Annotated in this window: 17 protein-coding genes; 12 read left to right on the top strand and 5 right to left on the bottom strand. The window is 64.6% G+C overall.

The window, feature by feature from the left end; all coding sequences use genetic code 11:
• Positions 1–21: 21 nt before the first annotated feature.
• Complete coding sequence (locus ABIB95_RS07135; RefSeq protein WP_071915657.1) at positions 22–447, top strand: DUF5330 domain-containing protein; 426 nt, start codon at positions 22–24, stop codon at positions 445–447.
• Between the two features lie 68 nt (positions 448–515).
• Positions 516–944 carry a SufE family protein gene (locus ABIB95_RS07130; RefSeq protein ID WP_166098574.1) on the top strand — a complete coding sequence of 143 codons (429 nt, stop codon included), beginning with the start codon at positions 516–518 and terminating at the stop codon, positions 942–944.
• 151 nt (positions 945–1,095) lie between these two features.
• Here the strand turns inward: ABIB95_RS07130 and ABIB95_RS07125 are convergent, their stop codons facing one another.
• Together ABIB95_RS07125 and ABIB95_RS07120 are read right to left on the bottom strand one after the other, a co-directional pair.
• Positions 1,096–1,512, bottom strand: a complete 417-nt coding sequence (locus ABIB95_RS07125; RefSeq protein ID WP_063984587.1) for a Ros/MucR family transcriptional regulator — start codon at positions 1,510–1,512, stop codon at positions 1,096–1,098.
• A gap of 157 nt (positions 1,513–1,669) precedes the next feature.
• The gene (locus tag ABIB95_RS07120) at positions 1,670–2,527 is read right to left on the bottom strand and encodes a DUF308 domain-containing protein (protein ID WP_354238346.1); all 858 of its coding nucleotides are present in this window, start codon (positions 2,525–2,527) and stop codon (positions 1,670–1,672) included.
• A gap of 312 nt (positions 2,528–2,839) precedes the next feature.
• Here ABIB95_RS07120 and ABIB95_RS07115 point away from each other — a divergent pair, with 312 nt between their 5' ends.
• Both ABIB95_RS07115 and ABIB95_RS07110 read left to right on the top strand, forming a co-directional pair.
• On the top strand, positions 2,840–4,489 hold the full coding sequence (locus ABIB95_RS07115) for a glycosyltransferase family 39 protein (protein ID WP_063984589.1): 1,650 nt from the start codon (positions 2,840–2,842) through the stop codon (positions 4,487–4,489).
• A 150-nt stretch (positions 4,490–4,639) separates the two neighbouring features.
• Complete coding sequence (locus tag ABIB95_RS07110) at positions 4,640–5,419, top strand: class II aldolase/adducin family protein (RefSeq protein WP_028153549.1); 780 nt, start codon at positions 4,640–4,642, stop codon at positions 5,417–5,419.
• Between the two features lie 313 nt (positions 5,420–5,732).
• Here the strand turns inward: ABIB95_RS07110 and ABIB95_RS07105 are convergent, their stop codons facing one another.
• The 3 genes from ABIB95_RS07105 to ABIB95_RS07095 form a co-directional block, all read right to left on the bottom strand.
• Positions 5,733–7,127, bottom strand: a complete 1,395-nt coding sequence (locus ABIB95_RS07105; protein WP_354238345.1) for a M20/M25/M40 family metallo-hydrolase — start codon at positions 7,125–7,127, stop codon at positions 5,733–5,735.
• A gap of 24 nt (positions 7,128–7,151) precedes the next feature.
• Entirely contained in the window at positions 7,152–8,435 is a 1,284-nt protein-coding gene (locus tag ABIB95_RS07100; protein WP_354238344.1) for a glycosyltransferase family 87 protein, read from the bottom strand.
• 233 nt (positions 8,436–8,668) lie between these two features.
• Positions 8,669–10,291, bottom strand: coding sequence for a helicase HerA-like domain-containing protein (locus ABIB95_RS07095; RefSeq protein WP_354238343.1), 1,623 nt, complete (start codon positions 10,289–10,291; stop codon positions 8,669–8,671).
• Between the two features lie 348 nt (positions 10,292–10,639).
• On the opposite strand from ABIB95_RS07095, the gene ABIB95_RS07090 reads away from it, so the two are divergent.
• The 8 genes from ABIB95_RS07090 to scpA all read left to right on the top strand — a co-directional run bounded on the left by ABIB95_RS07090 (position 10,640) and on the right by scpA (position 17,980).
• Entirely contained in the window at positions 10,640–11,005 is a 366-nt protein-coding gene (locus tag ABIB95_RS07090) for a hypothetical protein (protein ID WP_063984593.1), read from the top strand.
• 24 nt (positions 11,006–11,029) lie between these two features.
• Positions 11,030–11,437 (top strand): DUF4332 domain-containing protein, encoded by a 408-nt coding sequence (locus ABIB95_RS07085; protein WP_071915663.1) that lies wholly within the window; start codon positions 11,030–11,032, stop codon positions 11,435–11,437.
• Between the two features lie 229 nt (positions 11,438–11,666).
• The gene (folP, locus tag ABIB95_RS07080; protein ID WP_354238342.1) at positions 11,667–12,527 is read left to right on the top strand and encodes a dihydropteroate synthase; all 861 of its coding nucleotides are present in this window, start codon (positions 11,667–11,669) and stop codon (positions 12,525–12,527) included.
• Positions 12,524–12,892: a dihydroneopterin aldolase gene (gene folB / locus ABIB95_RS07075; RefSeq protein ID WP_008553485.1), complete on the top strand. Its 369-nt coding sequence runs from the start codon at positions 12,524–12,526 to the stop codon at positions 12,890–12,892. The genes folP and folB overlap by 4 nt, the downstream gene beginning before the upstream one ends.
• A gap of 1 nt (position 12,893) precedes the next feature.
• The gene (gene folK / locus ABIB95_RS07070; protein ID WP_354238341.1) at positions 12,894–13,385 is read left to right on the top strand and encodes a 2-amino-4-hydroxy-6-hydroxymethyldihydropteridine diphosphokinase; all 492 of its coding nucleotides are present in this window, start codon (positions 12,894–12,896) and stop codon (positions 13,383–13,385) included.
• An 81-nt stretch (positions 13,386–13,466) separates the two neighbouring features.
• Entirely contained in the window at positions 13,467–15,338 is a 1,872-nt protein-coding gene (locus tag ABIB95_RS07065; protein ID WP_354238340.1) for a methylmalonyl-CoA mutase family protein, read from the top strand.
• Positions 15,335–15,799, top strand: a complete 465-nt coding sequence (locus ABIB95_RS07060) for a GFA family protein (RefSeq protein ID WP_085402699.1) — start codon at positions 15,335–15,337, stop codon at positions 15,797–15,799. The genes ABIB95_RS07065 and ABIB95_RS07060 overlap by 4 nt, the downstream gene beginning before the upstream one ends.
• A 24-nt stretch (positions 15,800–15,823) precedes the next feature.
• Positions 15,824–17,980: a methylmalonyl-CoA mutase gene (gene scpA, locus ABIB95_RS07055; RefSeq protein ID WP_354238339.1), complete on the top strand. Its 2,157-nt coding sequence runs from the start codon at positions 15,824–15,826 to the stop codon at positions 17,978–17,980.
• Positions 17,981–18,005 lie beyond the last annotated feature (25 nt).

Here is an 18,005-nt window from a genome sequence, read left to right as displayed (position 1 = left end):
TCTAACATACAGGTCGATAAGATGCGCTTTCTGCTCCGCATCACATTCTGGCTCGGGCTGGTTCTGGTGCTCCTGCCGCGGGACAAGACGCCCGAATCGGACAAGCTGCCGCAGATCGGCGCCGCCGATGCGGTGCAGGCTGCGACCGCGGCCGTCTCCGACGTGACCCAGTTCTGCAAGCGCCAGCCGGCGGCCTGCGAGGTCGGCGGCCAAGCCGCGACCATCATCGGCCAGCGCGCACAGGACGGCGCGAAGAAGATCTACCAGATCATCAACGACAAGAAAGAGCAGCTCGAGAAGACCGACAAGAAGGCGCCCGATCATACCGGCTCGATCGCGCTGGCCGGCGAAGGCGATGCCGCCTCGGGCGAGGCGCCGCGCGACACCCTGAGCCAGGACGACCTCGCGCTGGAATGGCGCGGCCCTGCAGCGGCGCCGGCGAATTAGCGCCCAAACCCTATCGATTTCGCGTCCTCGCATCCTTATATTGGCCTGAACGGGAACATTGGGCCAGCATGACGACGATCGACGAAATCAGGGACAATTTCGAGCTTCTGGACGAGTGGGACGACCGCTACCGGTACGTCATCGAGCTCGGCCGCACCCTGGAACCGATGCCCGAATCCGAGCATTCGGCCGAGAACAAGGTCAATGGCTGCGTCAGCCAGGTCTGGCTCCAGAAGCTGGTCGATCGCGATGGCGGCGCCCCGATCCTGAAATATCGCGGCGACAGTGACGCCCACATCGTGCGCGGTCTGGTCGCGATCGTGCTCTCGCTTTACTCCGGCCGCACGCCGCAGCAGATCCTTGCGACCGACGCGATCGCGGTATTCAACGAGTTCGGCTTTCGCGATCATCTGACGCCGCAGCGCTCCAACGGCCTGCGCTCGATGGTCGAACGTATCAAGACCGACGCGAAAGAGGCGCTCGCGGAAGCGTCGTGAAGAAGCTTCGTAGCGTGGGCAAAGCGACTTGTCCGCCGTAGCTCGAAGAGCGAAGGCGGAAGCGTGCCCACCATTTCCAGCGCGATTGAAGAAAGATGGTGGGCACGGCGCTTCGCGCCTTTGCCCACCCTACGGGATCCAGCGCGTAGCTTTACTTCCGCTTCCGCTGCTGCTGTCCCAGTCCCATCTGCTTTGCCAGTTGCGAGCGCGCCACCGCGTAGTTCGGCGCGACCATGGGATAGTCGGCCGGCAGGCCCCATTTCTCGCGATATTGCTCCGGCGTCATGTTGTACTGGGTGCGCAGATGGCGCTTCAGCGACTTGAAGCGCTTGCCGTCTTCCAGACAGACCAGATAGTCCGGCGCGATCGACTTCTTCAGCGACACCGCCGGTTTGGCCGGCTCGAGCGGCGCGGTCTCGGTGCGGCCTGACGACACGCGCACCAAGGCGCCATGCACCTGGCTGATCAGGTTCGGAATATCGGCCGCCGGCGTCGGGTTGTTGCCGACATAGGCGGACACGATGCTCGCCGTCAGCTCGATGAAATTCTTAGCCCCGTTATCCGACATGGGCCCGACCTTTCCCTGACCTTGCGTCTCGCCGGGAGACGACGCCTAAGTATTCCGTGTCAACAATACATTCGGCCGAAATAAGACGACTGACGAATATGAGCTGATTACTGACGAAGTGACAAGAACGATGGCGCTCTACTTGGACGCGGCGGTCTCACGACCGCTGGTCGAGATGGGCGCGCAGTTCGTCGATCGAGGCGAAGCGCATCATGCCTTCCGGCATCTGCGCTTCGATCGAGCCGTCGGAATAGAGCGAATAGGCCATGCCGTCGACGATACCCGATTTGAGCACGGTCACGGGCGCCTGCTCGACCGGCGTCGGTTCGGGGGGAGGCGGCGGCGGGCCGGGCTCGGTAAAGATCGACGGCGAGCGCGGCGGCGGGCGACGCCCGGCGGCCGGCGGTTCCGGTGGCCGCATACGGTCCGGCCTCGGCCAGGCATCGTCGAAGCTCGCCGGCTGACTCTCCGGGTCGGCCGGTTCCGTGGGCTCGTCATGAGGCTGCGGCGGCAAGCTCTCTGTCGCCTTCGCCTCCGCGCGCTCGCGCTCCTTGCGGGAGGACGATGCGAACAACAGATTGCGGCGGCGCGGCGCTTCCGGAGCCGCAGGCGGTGTCGGAGCTTCCGGCTCCGGCGGCGGTTCGGCGCGCGGACGCTCGCGCGCGGCGGCCTCGCTCTGCCACGGCGGCAGAGCCGCGGCCGGTGGTGGCTCGGTTTTCGTCGCCGATACCGGGGGCTCGGACACTGGCGCGCCAGGTACCGCGAGGCCCGGCAGCACGGGCCTGACCCGAACCTCGCCCGGCGCGGCCGATCCGGCCAGCCGGCGGGCGATGCCCTTCAGTTCCACGACCACGACGTAGAGGCCGGCCAGTAACATTCCGGAGCAGACGCCAATGGTGCCGGAGATTATGAGGGTGCTGCCGAGGCTGGCCTCCCTAACGGTGAAGCCGAACAGGATCGTAAGGAGGCCCGCCAGGACGGCGAAAATCCCCACAATCAACAATGCCAAGCTCATCGAACTCACCCCTGGTCGCGCAGCCGTGCGCGACACCCGTTACGCCAAGATACCGTCATACGGTGTTCCACGCCAACGGCGAATTAGAGCCTGCGTTCCTAAAGGGAAGGATATCAGGGACTTATTCACATTCCCTTCAGCTACGGCCCGCTACTTCTAAGCTGCTCTCAACTGTCTGGATTTGCTGCGTCGCATCAGGATTTTAGCCATAATGCCCAATTACTTGGTAATGGAACTGCGCTATAGGGATTCCGGGGAAGTGGCCCGCGGGCACCAGCAGGGCCAAGAGGGGATTCCGGGTCACCAATAGCCATGACATCCATCACGACTTCGGCGATCGACACGCCTCTGCGGCGCTCGGTTGAACGGACTTGCGACGATCTCGCCATGCTGGTGCTGGCTGCGGTCGCCGTCATTGCAGGCTTGACCTTCCGCGACTACGGGCTCGGCTGGGACGATTACACCCACGCTGAATATGCCGACCTGCTGCTGCGCATGTTCGGTTCCGGCTTCAGGGACACCGCGGCGCTCTCTTTCGCGAATCTCTACATGTATGGCGGCGGCTTCGACATGGTCGCGGCTCTCCTGCACAAGGTCATTCCGCTCGAGCTGTTCGAGACGCGACGCATGCTCGGCGCCATGGTCGGCGTGATCGGGCTTGCGGTGACGTGGCGGCTCGGCCGCCGCATCGGCGGGCCCCTTGCCGGTCTTGCCGCGCTCCTGCTGCTCGCGCTCTGCCCGATCTTCTACGGCCACATGTTCATGAACCCGAAGGATGCGCCCTTCGCGGTGGCCATGATCATCCTGATGCTGGGCCTCGTACGCCTCGCCGAGGAATATCCGCAGCCGTCGCCGCGCACGATCCTGATCGTCGGCCTGGGTGCCGGCCTCTCGCTCGGCTGCCGCGTCCTCGGCGGCCTCGCGCTGGTCTACGCCATGATCGGCTTCATGCCGCTGTTCCTGGAGGAGCTGCGCACCGAAGGCGCCCGCGAAGCAGCCCGCCGATTCGCCCATGTCGTCTACGTGCTGCTGCCCGGCCTCGTGTTCGGCTATCTCGTGATGGGCCTGATCTGGCCGTGGTCGATCATGGAGCCCGGCAATCCCTTCGAGGCCCTGACCTACTTCTCGCACTTCTTCGAGAAGCCCTGGAAGGAGATGTTCGACGGCGCGATCGTGTCCGTGCCCGACATGCCCTGGTCCTATCTGCCGACGCTGTTCGCGCTGCAGCTTCCCGAGGTGATGCTGGTGCTGATGGGCGGCGCCGTGGTCAGCACCTTCGCGATGCTGCCGCGCCGCGAGGTTCCGGCGCGCCGCAAGACCATCCTCTTGATGCTGACGCTGGCGGCGACCCTGCCGCTCGCGATCGCGATGGTGAAGCGGCCGGCGCTGTACAACGGCATCCGCCACTTCGTCTTCGTGATCCCGCCGATGGCGGTGCTCGGCGGCGTCGCCTTTGCCTGGGCGATGGAGCGCCTGCGCACCAACCACCGCACCTGGCAGCCCGTCGTGCTCGCGACCTTCTGCTTCGGCCTCGCGCTCTCGCTGGCCGAGATGATCCGGCTGCATCCCTATCAGTACACGCACTTCAACCACATCGCCGGCACCGTGCGCGGCGCCGACGACCGCTTCATGCTGGACTATTGGGGCCTTGCGCTGAAGCAGGCCTCGGACGAACTGCGCGAGCAGATCGTCGAGCGGCAGGAAGTGGCGCCGGGAAACCGTAAATGGAAGGTCGCGGTGTGCGGTCCGCAGCGCCCGGCCCAGGTGGCGCTCGGGCCCGACTTCACCATTGGCTGGGATTCCAACGCGGCCGATTTCGCGATGACGCTCGGCGAGTTCTACTGCAAGGGCCTCACCGCGCCCGTGATGGTCGAGATCAAGCGCGATGACGTGGTGTTCGCCCGCGTCTACGACATCCGCGGCCGCAGCATTTCCAGCCTGCTGTCGATCCCGGCGCCGTAATAATTTTCTCCGGGACCTTTCGTGAGGCCCCCGCGTTACGTTGCGCTCCATGCGGGCTACGCGTGGCTGCTGCGATTTGACCGCCTTGCCGCCAGCCTCACCCGCGACTACGCTCCCTCCCCGCAACAACGATGTTCGGAGAGATAAGCCATGTCGCCAGCGGAAGCGCGCCTGAAGGAAGTGCCGTCGAACATGACGGAGGCGGAGTGGCAGCAACGGGTCAATCTCGCCGCCTGCTACCGCCTCGTCTCGCTGTACGGCTGGGACGATCTGGTCGACACCCACATCTCCGCCCGCGTGCCCGGCCCCGACCATCATTTCCTCATCAACCCCTACGGACTGATGTTCGACGAGATCACGGCATCGAGCCTCGTCAAGGTCGACCTGCACGGCAACCAGCTCTCCGAGAGCGAGTACAGCATCAACCCGGCCGGCTTCACCATCCATTCGGCGATCCACGAGGTGCGCGAGGACGCAATCTGCGTGCTGCATCTCCACACGCTCGACGGCACCGCGGTGTCGAGCAGCGCGGAAGGGCTGCTGCCGCTGAACCAGACCGCCCAGCTCGTCACCCACGACCTCGCCTATCACGACTATGAGGGCATCGCGCTCGACCACGACGAGCGGCCGCGGCTGCAGAAGGACCTCGGCGACCATAACCACATGCTGCTGCGTAACCACGGCACGCTGACGGTCGGCCGGTCGGTCGCCTCAGCGTTCGAGCGCATGTACCATCTCGAGCGCGCCTGCTCGATGCAGGTGCGCACGCGCGCGCTGGGCACGCCGGTCTACCCGGTTGAGGAGATTGCGATCGAGAAGAACACCGAGCTGCTCGCCAACCGCGACCGCGCCGAGCTGCGCGCCACCAACCTGGTCTGGCCGCCGCTGCTGCGCAAGCTCGACCGCGAGCTTCCGGGTTACCGGTCTTGAGATTTTCTGGATTTCGTGTAGGGTAGGTCTCAACACCCTCTACACGTTTCGGAATGAAACGCCGCCCAATTCCGGGCGGCGTTTTTATTTGGGGCGGTCGCCGCCGCACCCGTCATTGCGAGGCGCGAAGCGGCGAAGCAATCCAGACTGCTTCCGCGGAGGGATTCTGGATTGCTTCGCTTCGCTCGCAATGACGAGGAGAGATCTCGTAGGGTGGGCAAAGGCGCATAGCGCCGTGCCCACCATCTTGCAACTCGCCTGGGAAGTGGTGGGCACGCTACACTTTGCCCACCCTACGGCTACGGCACCGCGCTTATTTCACGTCCGCGAGCGCCGCGAGGATCCGCGCCCAGGAGCGGATGCCCTTCTGGAAACTGCGGAGGTCGTATTTCTCGTTCGGCGAATGGATGTTGTCGTCGTCCAATCCGAAGCCGACCAGCAGCGAGTCGAGCCCAAGCGTCCGCTTGAAATCGGCGACGATCGGGATCGAGGCGCCCGAGCCGATCAGCACGGTCTCCTTGCCCCACTCCTCGGTCAGCGCCTTGCTGGCGGCGGCGAGCGGTTTCATGTTCCAGTCGAGTGCCACCGCGGGCGCGGCGGAATGATCGCCGAACTCGACCTTGCAGTCGCCGGGGATACGCGCCGTCACGTAGTCGCGGAAGGCCTTGCGTATCTTTTGGGGATCCTGCCCCTCGACCAGGCGGAACGAGACCTTGGCCGAGGCGTGCGACGGAATCACCGTCTTGGAGCCTTCGCCGATATAGCCGCCCCAGATGCCGTTGACGTCGCAGGTCGGACGCGACGAGGCCTGCTCGATCAGCAGCCGGCCCTTCTCGCCGGCGGGGATCGACAGACCGATCGGCTTGAGGAACATCTCCGGCGTGAGGTTGAGCTTCTTCCACTGCTCCAGGATATCGGGTGGCAGATCCTTCACGCCGTCATAGAAGCCGGGGATGGTGATGCGGTTGTCGTCGTCGAACAGGCCGCCCAGGATTTTCGTCAGTACCCGGATCGGGTTCATGGCGCTGCCGCCGAACACGCCGGAATGCAAATCGCGATTGGCGGCGGTGATCTTCAGCTCTTCATAGAGCAGACCGCGCAGCGACGTCGTGATCGCGGGCGTGTTGCGGTCCCACATGCCGGTGTCGCAGACCAGCACGTAGTCCGCTTTGAACTCGTCCTTGTTGGCCTCGATGAACGGCACGAAATTCTTGGAGCCGACCTCCTCCTCGCCTTCGATCAGGAAGGTGATGTCGATCGGCAGCGAGCCCGTCACTTTCTTCCAGGCGCGGCAGGCCTCGACGAAGGTCATGACCTGGCCCTTGTCGTCCTCGGCACCGCGCGCGACGATGATCTTGCGGCCGTCGGCATGGTCGGTGACGGCAGGCTCGAACGGCGGACGGTGCCAGAGATCGAGCGGATCGACCGGCTGCACGTCGTAATGGCCGTAGAAAATCACATGCGGCCGTCCGCCGGCCCCGGTCTTGCCGACGATGGCGGGATGGCCGGCGGTCGGGCGCACTTCAGTGGCGACACCGAGGCTCGCGATGTCCTTGGCGAGATGCTCGGCCGCGGCCTTGCAGTCGGCGGCAAAAGCCGGATCCGCAGAGATCGACTTGATCCGCAACAGCGAGAACAGACGCTCCAGGCTGTTGTCAAAATCCTTGTCGATGTGATCGAGCACCGATTGAAGCTGCGCATTGGCCATGGTCGTATTCCTGACTTTTGAGTCTCAAGAGGTACCGGGTTTTAGCGCTGCCGCCGCCTCGGAGCCAGCCGCAACCGGCGGATGCCGGATGTGCCATGCGAGGCTACCCGCAAGAATGGCGGTCGCGACAAGGTTATTGCCCCAGGCCTGGATGACATTGGGAAACCACGGCAGCGACAGCAGCATGAGGATGCCGGCGGCGCCCAGCGCGAGCCAGGTTCCCAGCCGCACGTTCGGTCGCGCGTCGAAGGCGGCGCGATGCATCAGCACCGTCATCGGGAAGAACAGCCACATGAAGTAGTATTGCCGCGCCAGCGGCGATGCCACCGTCATCAGGCAGAACAGGATGCCGAGCTCCTCCGCATCCGAGCGCGCCGTTCGCCGCGCTTGCGACGGCATCACCGCGAGAAAGCCGAGCCCGAGCAACGCCGACAACGCCATCACGATCAAGTTCGCCGTCTTGTAGTCGACGTCGATGACATTCATCGTGCGCGGTGGCTTGCTGGGATCTTCCTGATTGTAGTTGATCGGTCGGACCAGACGGTGCGTGACGGCAATGAGGGACTGGTTGACCCACGACCAGTTCTGCTCATCGCGCTGGCCAAAGCCCTTTTCCGAGCTCGTGCCGACCATGCCCTGGTACCAGGTCTTGAGCTCGGCCGCGTTGCGCTCGAAGCCGCGGATCGGTGCAGGCACGACATAGAGAAGGATGCCGGTGAAAGCGACCGTCGCGACGGTGGCCGCCCACTTCCTGCGCCAGATCAGATAGGGCAGCACCGCGATCGGAAACACCTTGATGGCGGTGGCGAGCGCGAACAGGAAGCCCGCGAGCCAGGACCGTTGACGCTGCAACAACCAGAAGCCCCAGAGCATCATCGCCAGCAGCACGAGGTTCGGCTGGCCGAGGTCGAACATGTCGAACACGAAGGTCACGGTGACGATGGCCGGCAGCGCTTCGAGCCATGGGCCGGGCCTGCGGCCCGATCCCGTCATGGCATTGGAGAAGTTGCCCGTGTACCACCATGCCACCACGTTCAGGATCGACAGCACGACATAGAGCGGGATCTTGCCGAACCAGCTCGGGATCGCCAGCAGGATCGCCGGCAGCGGTGGATAAATGAATTCGAAATACTCGCCGATCTGGTCGGGATAGAGCGATCTACCGTGCAGCACCTGCTGCCCGGCCCAGTACCACAGCCCATAATCCTTGGTCTTGCCGTGGCCGAAGATCTCGGGAACGAGCACGTCAGCGGTCAGGAGGACGCAGCAGATCAGGAAGAGCAGATCGAGCGGCGCACGCAGCGACAAGGCTCTGTGCGGGCCAAGTTTGTCTGATAGATTCGGTGATGTCACATTATGTCCCGTCGGCAACAAATAGCACGTAGCAGACCGACGGACGCTTGGAGAACCCCCTTCACCTGAATTTATGGTGTTCGGCCTCGCCCGGCGTGCGGGGCAATCGCATCCAAATACTCGCGAGATTTCGTCCTGCCGGGCTTGACGCAATGGAGGCTTTAGTGCCTCAAATCCGGCTTCTCTGCCTAACGACGCAGCAGCCCGCCGAGCGCGCCTCGCACCAGGGTGCGGCCGATCGAGCCACCGAGCTGGCCGGCGACCGATTTGCCGAGATTGGCCGCCATCCCCCCGATCACCTGGTTGGTGACCGATCGCGTCACGTCGCGCGCAATGACCTGGCCCGCGGACAGGCGGCCGCGCTTGACGTTAGTGCCGAAGATGGTGCCGACCATCGAGCCGATCTGGCCGAGGATGCCGCCACCTCCGCCGGCCGCACCGGCATCGGCAGTCGCGGCCGTGCCGGCAATCCGCTTCTGGATCATCTCGTAGGCGGATTCGGCATCGACAGCGGTGTCGTATTTGCCCTTCACCGGGCTCGCATCCATGATCGCCTTGCGCTCTTCCGGCGTGATCGATCCGATGCGGGCCGATGGCGGCCGAATCATGACACGCTCGACCATCGTCGGCGTGCCGTTGCCTTCGAGGAAGGACACCAGCGCCTCGCCCTTGCCGAGCTCCATGATCACCTTGGCGGTGTCGAGCTTCGGGTTGGGCCGGAAGGTCTGGGCCGCTGCGGCGACCGCCTTCTGGTCGCGCGGGGTGAAGGCACGCAGCGCATGCTGGACACGGTTGCCCAATTGCCCGAGCACGCGGTCCGGCACGTCGACGGGGTTTTGCGTCACGAAATAGACGCCGACGCCCTTGGATCGGATCAAACGCACCACCTGCTCGATCTTGTCCATCAACGCCTTCGGCGCGTCGTTGAACAACAGATGTGCCTCGTCGAAGAAGAACACCAGCTTCGGCTTCGGCAGGTCGCCGGCCTCGGGCAGCTCCTCGAACAATTCTGACAGCATCCACAGCAGGAATGTCGCGTAAAGCCGTGGACTCTGCAGCAGCTTGTCGGCAACAAGGATGTTGACCATGCCGCGGCCGTCGCGGTCGGTCTTCATGAAGTCCTTCAGCGTCAGCGCCGGCTCGCCGAAGAATTTGGTGCCGCCCTGGTTTTCCAGCACCAGAAGCTGGCGCTGGATGGTGCCGACGGTGGCCTTGGTGACGTTGCCAAAACCCTGAGCCTCCTTCTTGATGTCGGCAAGCGGGCTTTCCACGGCGTCCGCCCCCTTCTTGCCGGCATCCGGCACGATGGCATCGAGCAGCGCGCGCAGATCCTTCATGTCGATGAGGGTCAGCCCGTTGTCGTCCGCGACGCGGAAGGCGACGTTGAGCACGCCTTCCTGCACGTCATTCAGGTCGAGCATGCGCGCGAGCAGAAGCGGCCCCATCTCCGTGACGGTCGCCCGCACCGGATGGCCCTGTTCGCCGAACACGTCCCAGAACACCGTCGAGAACTGGTCGGGCTGGAACGTCAGCCCCATCTCGGCGGCACGCTTGACAATGAAATCCTTGGCCTCGCCGACCTCGGAGATGCCGGAGAGGTCGCCCTTGATGTCGGATGCGAAGACCGGAACGCCGGCGCGCGCAAATCCTTCCGCCATGACTTGCAGCGATACCGTCTTACCGGTCCCGGTTGCACCCGTGACGAGGCCGTGGCGATTGGCAAGCGCCAGCGTCAGCCATGCCTGCTCGTCTCCCTTGCCGACGAAGATCTTGTCGTCGGTGTCGCCGAGCTTGCTGTCCTGTGCGGTCATGCTTCTCTCTGATCTCTCTGCCGTGTTTCGCCTATTGAAACTCGAATGCACCTGCTCCGTAGTTTAACGCATGTCGCGTGCGGATTAAAACCGTTCAACGCGCCCTGAGCATGCGACATTGTCGGAAACATACCGCCGACATCAGCCGAAAGTAGGAAAGACGCGTTCGCACCGCGGCAATTTTTCGCTGAATCCATCTCCGCTCTTGCATCGTTGCAACACTTTTCGCGCCTTCGAGAGTGAATCGGAACCTTGCGTGCGTTCATCGCTTGTATTTCACATCGCTCCGGATCAAGATCATTTCGGAAGCAATACTCGGGCATGCAAACCGGCTGAGGGGCGGGCCTTATGGACGAGCTGATCGGGCGGCTGGCGTCGAACGCCAGCATAGATGGTGCTGTGGCTGAAAAGACCGTCGGCATTATCCTGGGCTTCCTCCGCAGCGAAGGTCCTTCCGAGAACGTCGAAGCGCTGATCGATCAGATTCCCGGTGCAGAAGCGGCGATCGAGGCGTCCAGGAGCGGCGGCGGACTGTCGCGGCTGATGGGCGGCGGCCTGATGGCCGTCGGCACGCGCCTGATGGGCCTGGGACTTGGCATGTCCGAGATTCAGAACGTTGCCCGTGAACTTTTCCGCTACGGCCGAGACAAAATCGGAGCGGATCAGATGGGCAAGATCATTGCGGGGACGCCGGGCCTCAGCCAGTTCGCCTGAGCGACGCTTTTCATATCGAGCATCATGACATATCCGATCTCCGAGATTGAGGGCCTGCCGGCTTTTGCCGCCAACAAATTAAAGGCGCAAGGAATCCGCACGACCGACGCGCTGCTCGAGGCGGCCTCGACCGTGAAGGGTCGCAAGGCGCTCGCCGCCAAGACCGGCATCAGCGAGCAGCAGTTGCTGGAATGGGCCAACGTCTCCGACTACATGCGCATTCCCGGGATGGGCCGGGCCAAGGTCGGCCTCGTCCGCGCCGCCGGCGTCACCACCGTGCGCGAGCTCGCTTATCGGAATCCGGCACGGCTCGCCCAGAGCATGCGGGAAGCCAACGTGAAGAAGAAGCTCGTCCGCATCCTGCCCTCGGAAAAATCGGTCGGCGACATCATCGCCAAGGCGAAGAAGCTGCCGCCGAAGATTACGTATTAGGGCATCTCCCTCGGCATACGACCTGCCGCGTTAGCTCTCGGTGTCATACCCCGCGAAGGCGGGGTATCCAGTACGCTGCGGCTCCTCCGTATCACCGCACGGCCTCGGAATACTGGATTGCCCGCTTTCGCGGGCAATGACAGTGGAGGCGATCGATGCTCCGCGAACACATCGACATTCGCCACCTCCCACCTTGAATCCCCCCTCCCCGACCGCTAAAGCGGGCCGCATGAATGCCTCGCCCTCCCCATCCGTCCCGCCGGCCGGCTCGGCCGGGCCCGACGTGCTGCGGACGCTGCTGGAGCGGCCGATTCCGGCAGTGATGGGCGTGCTCAACGTCACCCCGGATTCCTTCTCCGACGGCGGCGAGTTTATCGCGCCCGAGCTGGCGCTTGCGCGGGCGCGGGCGATGATCGAGGCCGGCGTCGACATCATCGACATCGGTGCCGAGTCCACCCGGCCCTACACAGGCGCCCGGCCGGTGACGGCGGCGGACGAGCTGGCGCGGCTGAAGCCGGTGTTGTCAGGCGTGGTGGCGCTGGGCGTGCCCGTGTCGATCGACAGCATGAAGGCTGAAGTCGTGGCCTTTGCGCTCGACCAGGGCGCTGCGATCGCCAACGACGTCTGGGGCCTGCAGCGCGACACCGGCATGGCACAGCTCATCGCCGCGCGCGGCGTCCCCGTCATCGTCATGCACAACCGCGAGACCGTCGATTCCGCCATCGACATCGTCGCAGACATGAAGGCGTTCTTCCTGCGCTCGCTCGATATCGCCGCCAAGGCCGGCATTGCGCGCGAAAAAATCGTGCTCGATCCCGGCATCGGCTTCGGCAAGACGGCCGAGCAGAGCATGATTGCGCTGGCGCGGCTGCGCGAATTCGATATGTTCGGCCTGCCGGTCCTGGTCGGCGCTTCGCGCAAGCGCTTCATCGCCTCGGTATCGCCCTCGGAGCCGAAAGAACGGCTCGCCGGCTCGATCGCCGCGCATCTGATCGCCGCACAGCGCGGCGCCAAGATCATCCGGACCCATGACGTCGCCGAGACCTTGCAGGCCCTGCGGGTCGCGAACGCAATCGAGAGCAAGCAATGACCGATACGATCTTCGTCACCGGCCTGTCGATCCACGCCCGCCACGGCGTGATGGATCACGAGACCGAAGTCGGCCAGCGCTTCGTCATCGATCTCGAGCTCTATACCGATTTGTCGGAGCCGTCGCGTAGCGACCGGCTCGCCGATACGGTGTCCTATGCCGAAGTCGTGGCGACCACGACGGCGGCGTTCAAGAACACAAATTACAAGCTGCTGGAGCGGGCGGCCGGCGCGGTCGCCGATGCCATCCTGTCGCACTTCCCGCGCATCCGCGCCGTGAAGATCACCGTGCACAAGCCGCATGCGCCGATCGCCGCGATCTTCGACGACGTCGGCATCATGCTGACGCGCTCGCGGCATCCCTGAGATGGCGAGTGTGCTGATCGCACTCGGCGGCAATGTCGGCGATGTCCGCGCGACGTTCCGGAAGGCGATTTCGCACATCTGCGGCATGGCGCAAGCCGCGCTGGTCGCGCGCTCCTCGGACTATGCGACGCCGCCCTGGGGCGACGAGGACCAGGATCCCTTCATCAATGCCTGCATCGAGATCGAGACAGATCTCGATCCGCATGCACTCCTGTTCGTGATGCAGAAGGTCGAGCAGAAATTCGGCCGCACGCGGAACAAGGAGAGGCAATGGGGCCCGCGCACGCTCGATCTCGACATGATCGCCTATGACGATGTCAGCTTGCAGAAGCCCGACCTGACCTTGCCGCATCCGCGCTTGTTCGAGCGCGCCTTCGTGCTGGTGCCGCTGGCTGAAATCGCGCCCGACCGCGTAATCTCAGGCATACGTGCGCGTGACGGGCTTGCCAGCGTCTCGACGCAAGGCATTGAGCGGCTTCCGGATACCGGTTAACCAAAAACAACCGTTTGCAGCGACGGCCGGCCGTGGCAATTTCGCCTGCGAACAACAAGATTTTTGGGAGCCCTTGGCCGTATGACCTCCGTGACTGACGACCTGCCGCTCGCGGCCGATTTTCCCAAGGCCACGGTCGACGACTGGCGCAAGCTGGTCGACGGCGTGCTGAAGGGCGCGCCGTTCGAGAAGCTGGTCGGCAAGACTTATGACGGCCTCAAGATCGACCCGCTCTATCCCCGCGCCCGGGGCGTTGCGCCCGTGGTGGGACGGCCTGCCGCCGCGCCGTGGCAGATCATGCAGCGGATCGACCATCCCGATGCAGCGCTCGCGAATGCGCAGGCGCTGACCGATCTTGAAAATGGCGCGACGGGTCTCGCGCTGGTGTTCGCCGGCGGCAGTGGCGCTCACGGGTTCGGGCTGGAACCTTCGGCCGATGCTGTCGCCAAGGTCTTCAAGGATATTCATCTCGATGCCGGCATCGGCATCGAGCTCCAGATCGGTCCGCAATCGCGGATGGCGGCGATCCATGTCGCGGAATATGTGAAGAGCAACGGCCTCGATCCCGCCGCCTGCAACATCCGCTTCGGGCTCGATCCGCTTGCGGCCGGCGCGGTGTGGGGACACAGCCCCTACACATGGGACGAGATCGTTCCGGCCGTCACCGGCGCCATCAAGGGTCTCGCCGCGCTCGGCTTCACGGGACCGTTCGCGTCCGCCGACGGGCGTGTGATCCACGATGCCGGGGGCTCCGAGGTGCAGGAGCTCGCGTTCGTGCTGGCCTGCGGCGTCGCCTATCTGCGCGCGATCGAAGGTGCCGGCGTTCCGCTGGAGCAGGCGCAGGGAATGATCTATGCGCGGCTCTCTGCGGATGCCGACCAGTTTTTGACCATGGCAAAATTCCGCGCACTGCGGCTGTTGTGGGCACGCATCGAGACGGCGTGCGGGCTGACGCCGAAGCCGCTGTTCATTGCCGCCGATACGGCCTGGCGCATGCTGACGCAGCGCGATCCCTACGTGAACATGCTGCGCGCGACCATCGCGACATTCGCGGCCGGGCTCGCCGGCGCCAATGCGATCACCGTGTTGCCGCATACGCTGGCGCTCGGGCTGCCTGATCCATTCGCGCGGCGCGTGGCGCGCAATACGCAAGCCCTGCTGCTGGAGGAATGCAACCTCGCCAAGGTCAGCGATCCCGCCGCCGGCGCAGGCGGCATCGAGACATTGACGGCGCAGCTTTGCGACGCCGCCTGGGCGCTGTTCCAGGAGAGCGAGAAAGCCGGCGGCGCCTTCGCCGCGCTTCAGCAAGGCCTGTTCCAGAGCAAGGTCGCAGCCGCGCGAAAAGCGCGCGACGCCAATATCGCTAAACGCCGCGACGTGCTGACAGGCGCCAGCGAGTTTCCCAACCTGCATGAGAGCGAAACGGCGGTGCTGAAGGCGACGCCGGTCGCGCTCGCGCCTTACGGTGAGCAGAAGTACAAGTTCGATGCGCTGCCGCCGATCCGGCTTGCGGAACCGTTCGAGGCGTTGCGCGACAAATCCGATGCGGCGCTGAAGGCGCGCGGCGCGCGGCCAAAGGTGTTTCTGGCCAATCTCGGCACGCCCGCCGATTTCACGGCGCGGGCGACCTTTGCCAAGAGCTTGTTCGAGGCCGGCGGCATCCAGGCCGTCGACAGCGAGGGCTTTGCCGATCCGGCCAAACTGGCCGCCGCATTCAAGGCCTCCGGCGCCGAGCTCGCCTGTCTTTGTTCCAGCGACAAGGTCTATCCGGAACACGCCGACGCCGCGGCGAAGGCCCTGCAAACGGCGGGCGCGCGACATATCTATCTGGCAGGCCGTCCGACCGATGCCGAGGCGGCACTCCGTGCGGCCGGCGTCACGGGTTTTGTCTTCGCCGGAGGCGATGCGCTTGCGACACTGCAAGACGCCTACCGACGGATGGAGCAGGCATGAGCGAGGCGGGCAAACCAGTTTTCACCGGCGGTTGCCAATGCGGCGCGGTGCGCTTTGCGATTTCGGCAACCCCCAACAGGGTTTCGATCTGCCATTGCCGGATGTGCCAGAAGGCGAGCGGCGCGCCGTTCGCGTCCTTCGCCGACATCAACCGGACGGACTTCGCCTGGAGCAAGGGGCAGCCGGCGTTCTTCCGCTCCTCCTCGATCGCTGATCGCGGCTATTGCGCCGCCTGCGGCACGCCGCTGAGCTTTGGCCGCATCGACGGCGACCGGATCGAGATCATGACCGGCGCCTTCGACCGGCCCGACCAGCTGGTGCCGACGCGCCAATACGGATCCGAATCCCGGCTCGGCTGGGTGGTCGGAATCTCCAATTTGCCGAGCCAGACCACGCAGCAGAATTACGGGCCGGAAAAGATGGCGACCATCGTAAGCCATCAACATCCGGATCATGATTGAGCGTCTAATGATATGGTTGAAACCATGAGCCGCATTCCTGATTTCGCCGACGTCGCCTTCGAGCGCATCGCTACCGCCGCGCCGTCAGGCAGCGCCGAGCCGTGGCTGACGCCCGAGGGCATTCTGGTGAAGCCCGCCTATGGCGAGGCCGATCTGGCCGGGCTCGATTTCCTCGAGACCTATCCGGGCATCGCGCCCTACCTGCGCGGCCCCTATCCGACAATGTATGTCAACCAGCCCTGGACCGTCAGGCAATATGCCGGCTTCTCCACGGCGGAGGATTCCAACGCGTTCTATCGCCGCAACCTCGCGGCAGGACAGAAGGGCCTCTCGGTCGCCTTCGACCTCGCCACCCATCGCGGCTACGACAGCGACCATCCGCGCGTCGGCGGCGACGTCGGCATGGCCGGTGTTGCCATCGATTCCATCTACGACATGCGCACGCTGTTCGCAGGCATTCCGCTCGACCAGATGAGCGTGTCGATGACCATGAACGGCGCGGTGCTCCCGATCCTCGCGCTCTATGTCGCCGCCGCCGGCGAACAGGGCGTGCCGCCGGAAAAGCTCTCGGGCACCATTCAGAACGACATTCTGAAAGAGTTCATGGTGCGCAACACCTATATCTATCCGCCCACGCCCTCGATGCGGATCATCTCGGACATCTTCGCCTATACCTCCACGAAGATGCCGAAATACAATTCGATCTCGATCTCCGGCTATCACATGCAGGAGGCCGGCGCGACGCAGGACCTCGAGCTCGCCTACACGCTGGCCGACGGCGTCGAATATCTGCGCGCCGGCCTTGCCGCCGGCCTCGACGTCGACCGCTTCGCACCGCGCCTGTCGTTCTTCTGGGCGATCGGCATGAACTTCTTCATGGAAGTCGCCAAGATGCGCGCCGCGCGCCTGCTCTGGGCGAAGCTGCTGAAGCCGTTCAACCCGAAAGACCCGCGCTCGCTGTCGCTGCGCACGCATTGCCAGACCTCGGGCTGGTCCCTGACCGCGCAGGACGTGTTCAACAATGTGATGCGCACGACGGTGGAGGCGATGGCGGCCACCCAAGGCCACACCCAGTCGCTGCACACCAACGCGCTCGACGAGGCCTTAGCGCTGCCGACCGACTTCTCGGCCCGCATCGCCCGCAACACCCAGCTGTTCCTGCAGCAGGAGAGCGGCACCACCCGCATCATCGATCCCTGGGGCGGCTCGTATTATGTCGAGCGGCTGACGCGCGACCTCGCGGCGAAGGCCTGGAGCCACATCCAGGAGGTCGAGGAGCTCGGCGGCATGGCCAAGGCGATCGAGGCCGGCGTGCCCAAGCTGCGCATCGAGGAGGCCTCGGCCAAGACGCAAGCCCGGATCGATGCCGGCAAGCAGGCGGTGATCGGCGTCAACAAGTACAAGCCGACGGATGAGGCTCCCATCGACATCCTCAAGGTCGACAACACCAATGTCCGCCGCCTCCAGATCGACAAGCTGACGCGACTGAAATCCGAGCGCAACCAGACCGACGTCGACGCGGCGCTTGCCGCGCTGACGCGCTCGGCCGGCGAAGGCAACGGCAATCTGCTCGCGCTCGCGATCGACGCAGCACGGGCGAAGGCGACCGTCGGCGAAATCTCGGACGCGATGGAAAAGGTGTTCGGCCGGCACCGCGCCGAGATCAGGTCCATCACCGGCGTCTACAAGCGGGAGGCGTCCAGCATGGGTAACCAGGTCGAGAAGGTTCAGGCGCTGATCGACGCCTTCGAGGAGGCGGAAGGCCGCCGGCCGCGCATCCTGGTCGCCAAGATCGGCCAGGATGGCCACGACCGCGGCCAGAAGGTGATTGCCTCGGCCTTCGCCGACATCGGCTTCGACGTCGACATCGGGCCGCTGTTTGCAACTGCCGATGAAGCTGCGCGGCAGGCGGTCGAGAACGACGTGCACATCCTCGGCGTCTCCTCGCTCGCCGCCGCCCATCTCACCGCAGTGCCTGAACTCAAGGCCGCGCTGAAGAAACAGGGCCGCGACGACATCATGATCATCATCGGCGGCGTGGTGCCGCCGCAGGATTACGACGCGCTCTATGCGGCCGGCGCCGAAGCCATCTTCCCGCCGGGCACGGTGATCGCGGAAGCCGCCGAGGAGCTGATCCGCAAGCTGAATGCCCGGCTCGGGCATAGCGAGGCGGCGGAGTAGATGGTACGCTGGCCGTATCACCGGC

It is taken from the genome of Bradyrhizobium sp. LA2.1, assembly GCF_040547725.1.
Lineage (GTDB): Bacteria > Pseudomonadota > Alphaproteobacteria > Rhizobiales > Xanthobacteraceae > Bradyrhizobium > Bradyrhizobium barranii.
This window is presented reverse-complemented; position numbering and strand designations above follow the sequence as displayed.

What these genes read in the sequence shown, in the direction of transcription:
- ABIB95_RS07090 (WP_063984593.1), top strand. Translation starts at nt 10,640, where the DNA reads ATGGACGAGCTGATCGGGCGGCTGGCGTCGAACGCCAGCATAGATGGT.
- ABIB95_RS07095 (WP_354238343.1), bottom strand. Translation starts at nt 10,291, where the DNA reads ATGACCGCACAGGACAGCAAGCTCGGCGACACCGACGACAAGATCTTC.
- ABIB95_RS07115 (WP_063984589.1), top strand. Translation starts at nt 2,840, where the DNA reads ATGACATCCATCACGACTTCGGCGATCGACACGCCTCTGCGGCGCTCG.
- ABIB95_RS07135 (WP_071915657.1), top strand. Translation starts at nt 22, where the DNA reads ATGCGCTTTCTGCTCCGCATCACATTCTGGCTCGGGCTGGTTCTGGTG.
- scpA (WP_354238339.1), top strand. Translation starts at nt 15,824, where the DNA reads ATGAGCCGCATTCCTGATTTCGCCGACGTCGCCTTCGAGCGCATCGCT.
- ABIB95_RS07105 (WP_354238345.1), bottom strand. Translation starts at nt 7,127, where the DNA reads ATGGCCAATGCGCAGCTTCAATCGGTGCTCGATCACATCGACAAGGAT.
- ABIB95_RS07065 (WP_354238340.1), top strand. Translation starts at nt 13,467, where the DNA reads ATGACCTCCGTGACTGACGACCTGCCGCTCGCGGCCGATTTTCCCAAG.
- folP (WP_354238342.1), top strand. Translation starts at nt 11,667, where the DNA reads ATGAATGCCTCGCCCTCCCCATCCGTCCCGCCGGCCGGCTCGGCCGGG.
- ABIB95_RS07125 (WP_063984587.1), bottom strand. Translation starts at nt 1,512, where the DNA reads ATGTCGGATAACGGGGCTAAGAATTTCATCGAGCTGACGGCGAGCATC.
- folB (WP_008553485.1), top strand. Translation starts at nt 12,524, where the DNA reads ATGACCGATACGATCTTCGTCACCGGCCTGTCGATCCACGCCCGCCAC.
- ABIB95_RS07060 (WP_085402699.1), top strand. Translation starts at nt 15,335, where the DNA reads ATGAGCGAGGCGGGCAAACCAGTTTTCACCGGCGGTTGCCAATGCGGC.
- ABIB95_RS07110 (WP_028153549.1), top strand. Translation starts at nt 4,640, where the DNA reads ATGTCGCCAGCGGAAGCGCGCCTGAAGGAAGTGCCGTCGAACATGACG.
- ABIB95_RS07120 (WP_354238346.1), bottom strand. Translation starts at nt 2,527, where the DNA reads ATGAGCTTGGCATTGTTGATTGTGGGGATTTTCGCCGTCCTGGCGGGC.
- ABIB95_RS07130 (WP_166098574.1), top strand. Translation starts at nt 516, where the DNA reads ATGACGACGATCGACGAAATCAGGGACAATTTCGAGCTTCTGGACGAG.
- folK (WP_354238341.1), top strand. Translation starts at nt 12,894, where the DNA reads ATGGCGAGTGTGCTGATCGCACTCGGCGGCAATGTCGGCGATGTCCGC.
- ABIB95_RS07085 (WP_071915663.1), top strand. Translation starts at nt 11,030, where the DNA reads ATGACATATCCGATCTCCGAGATTGAGGGCCTGCCGGCTTTTGCCGCC.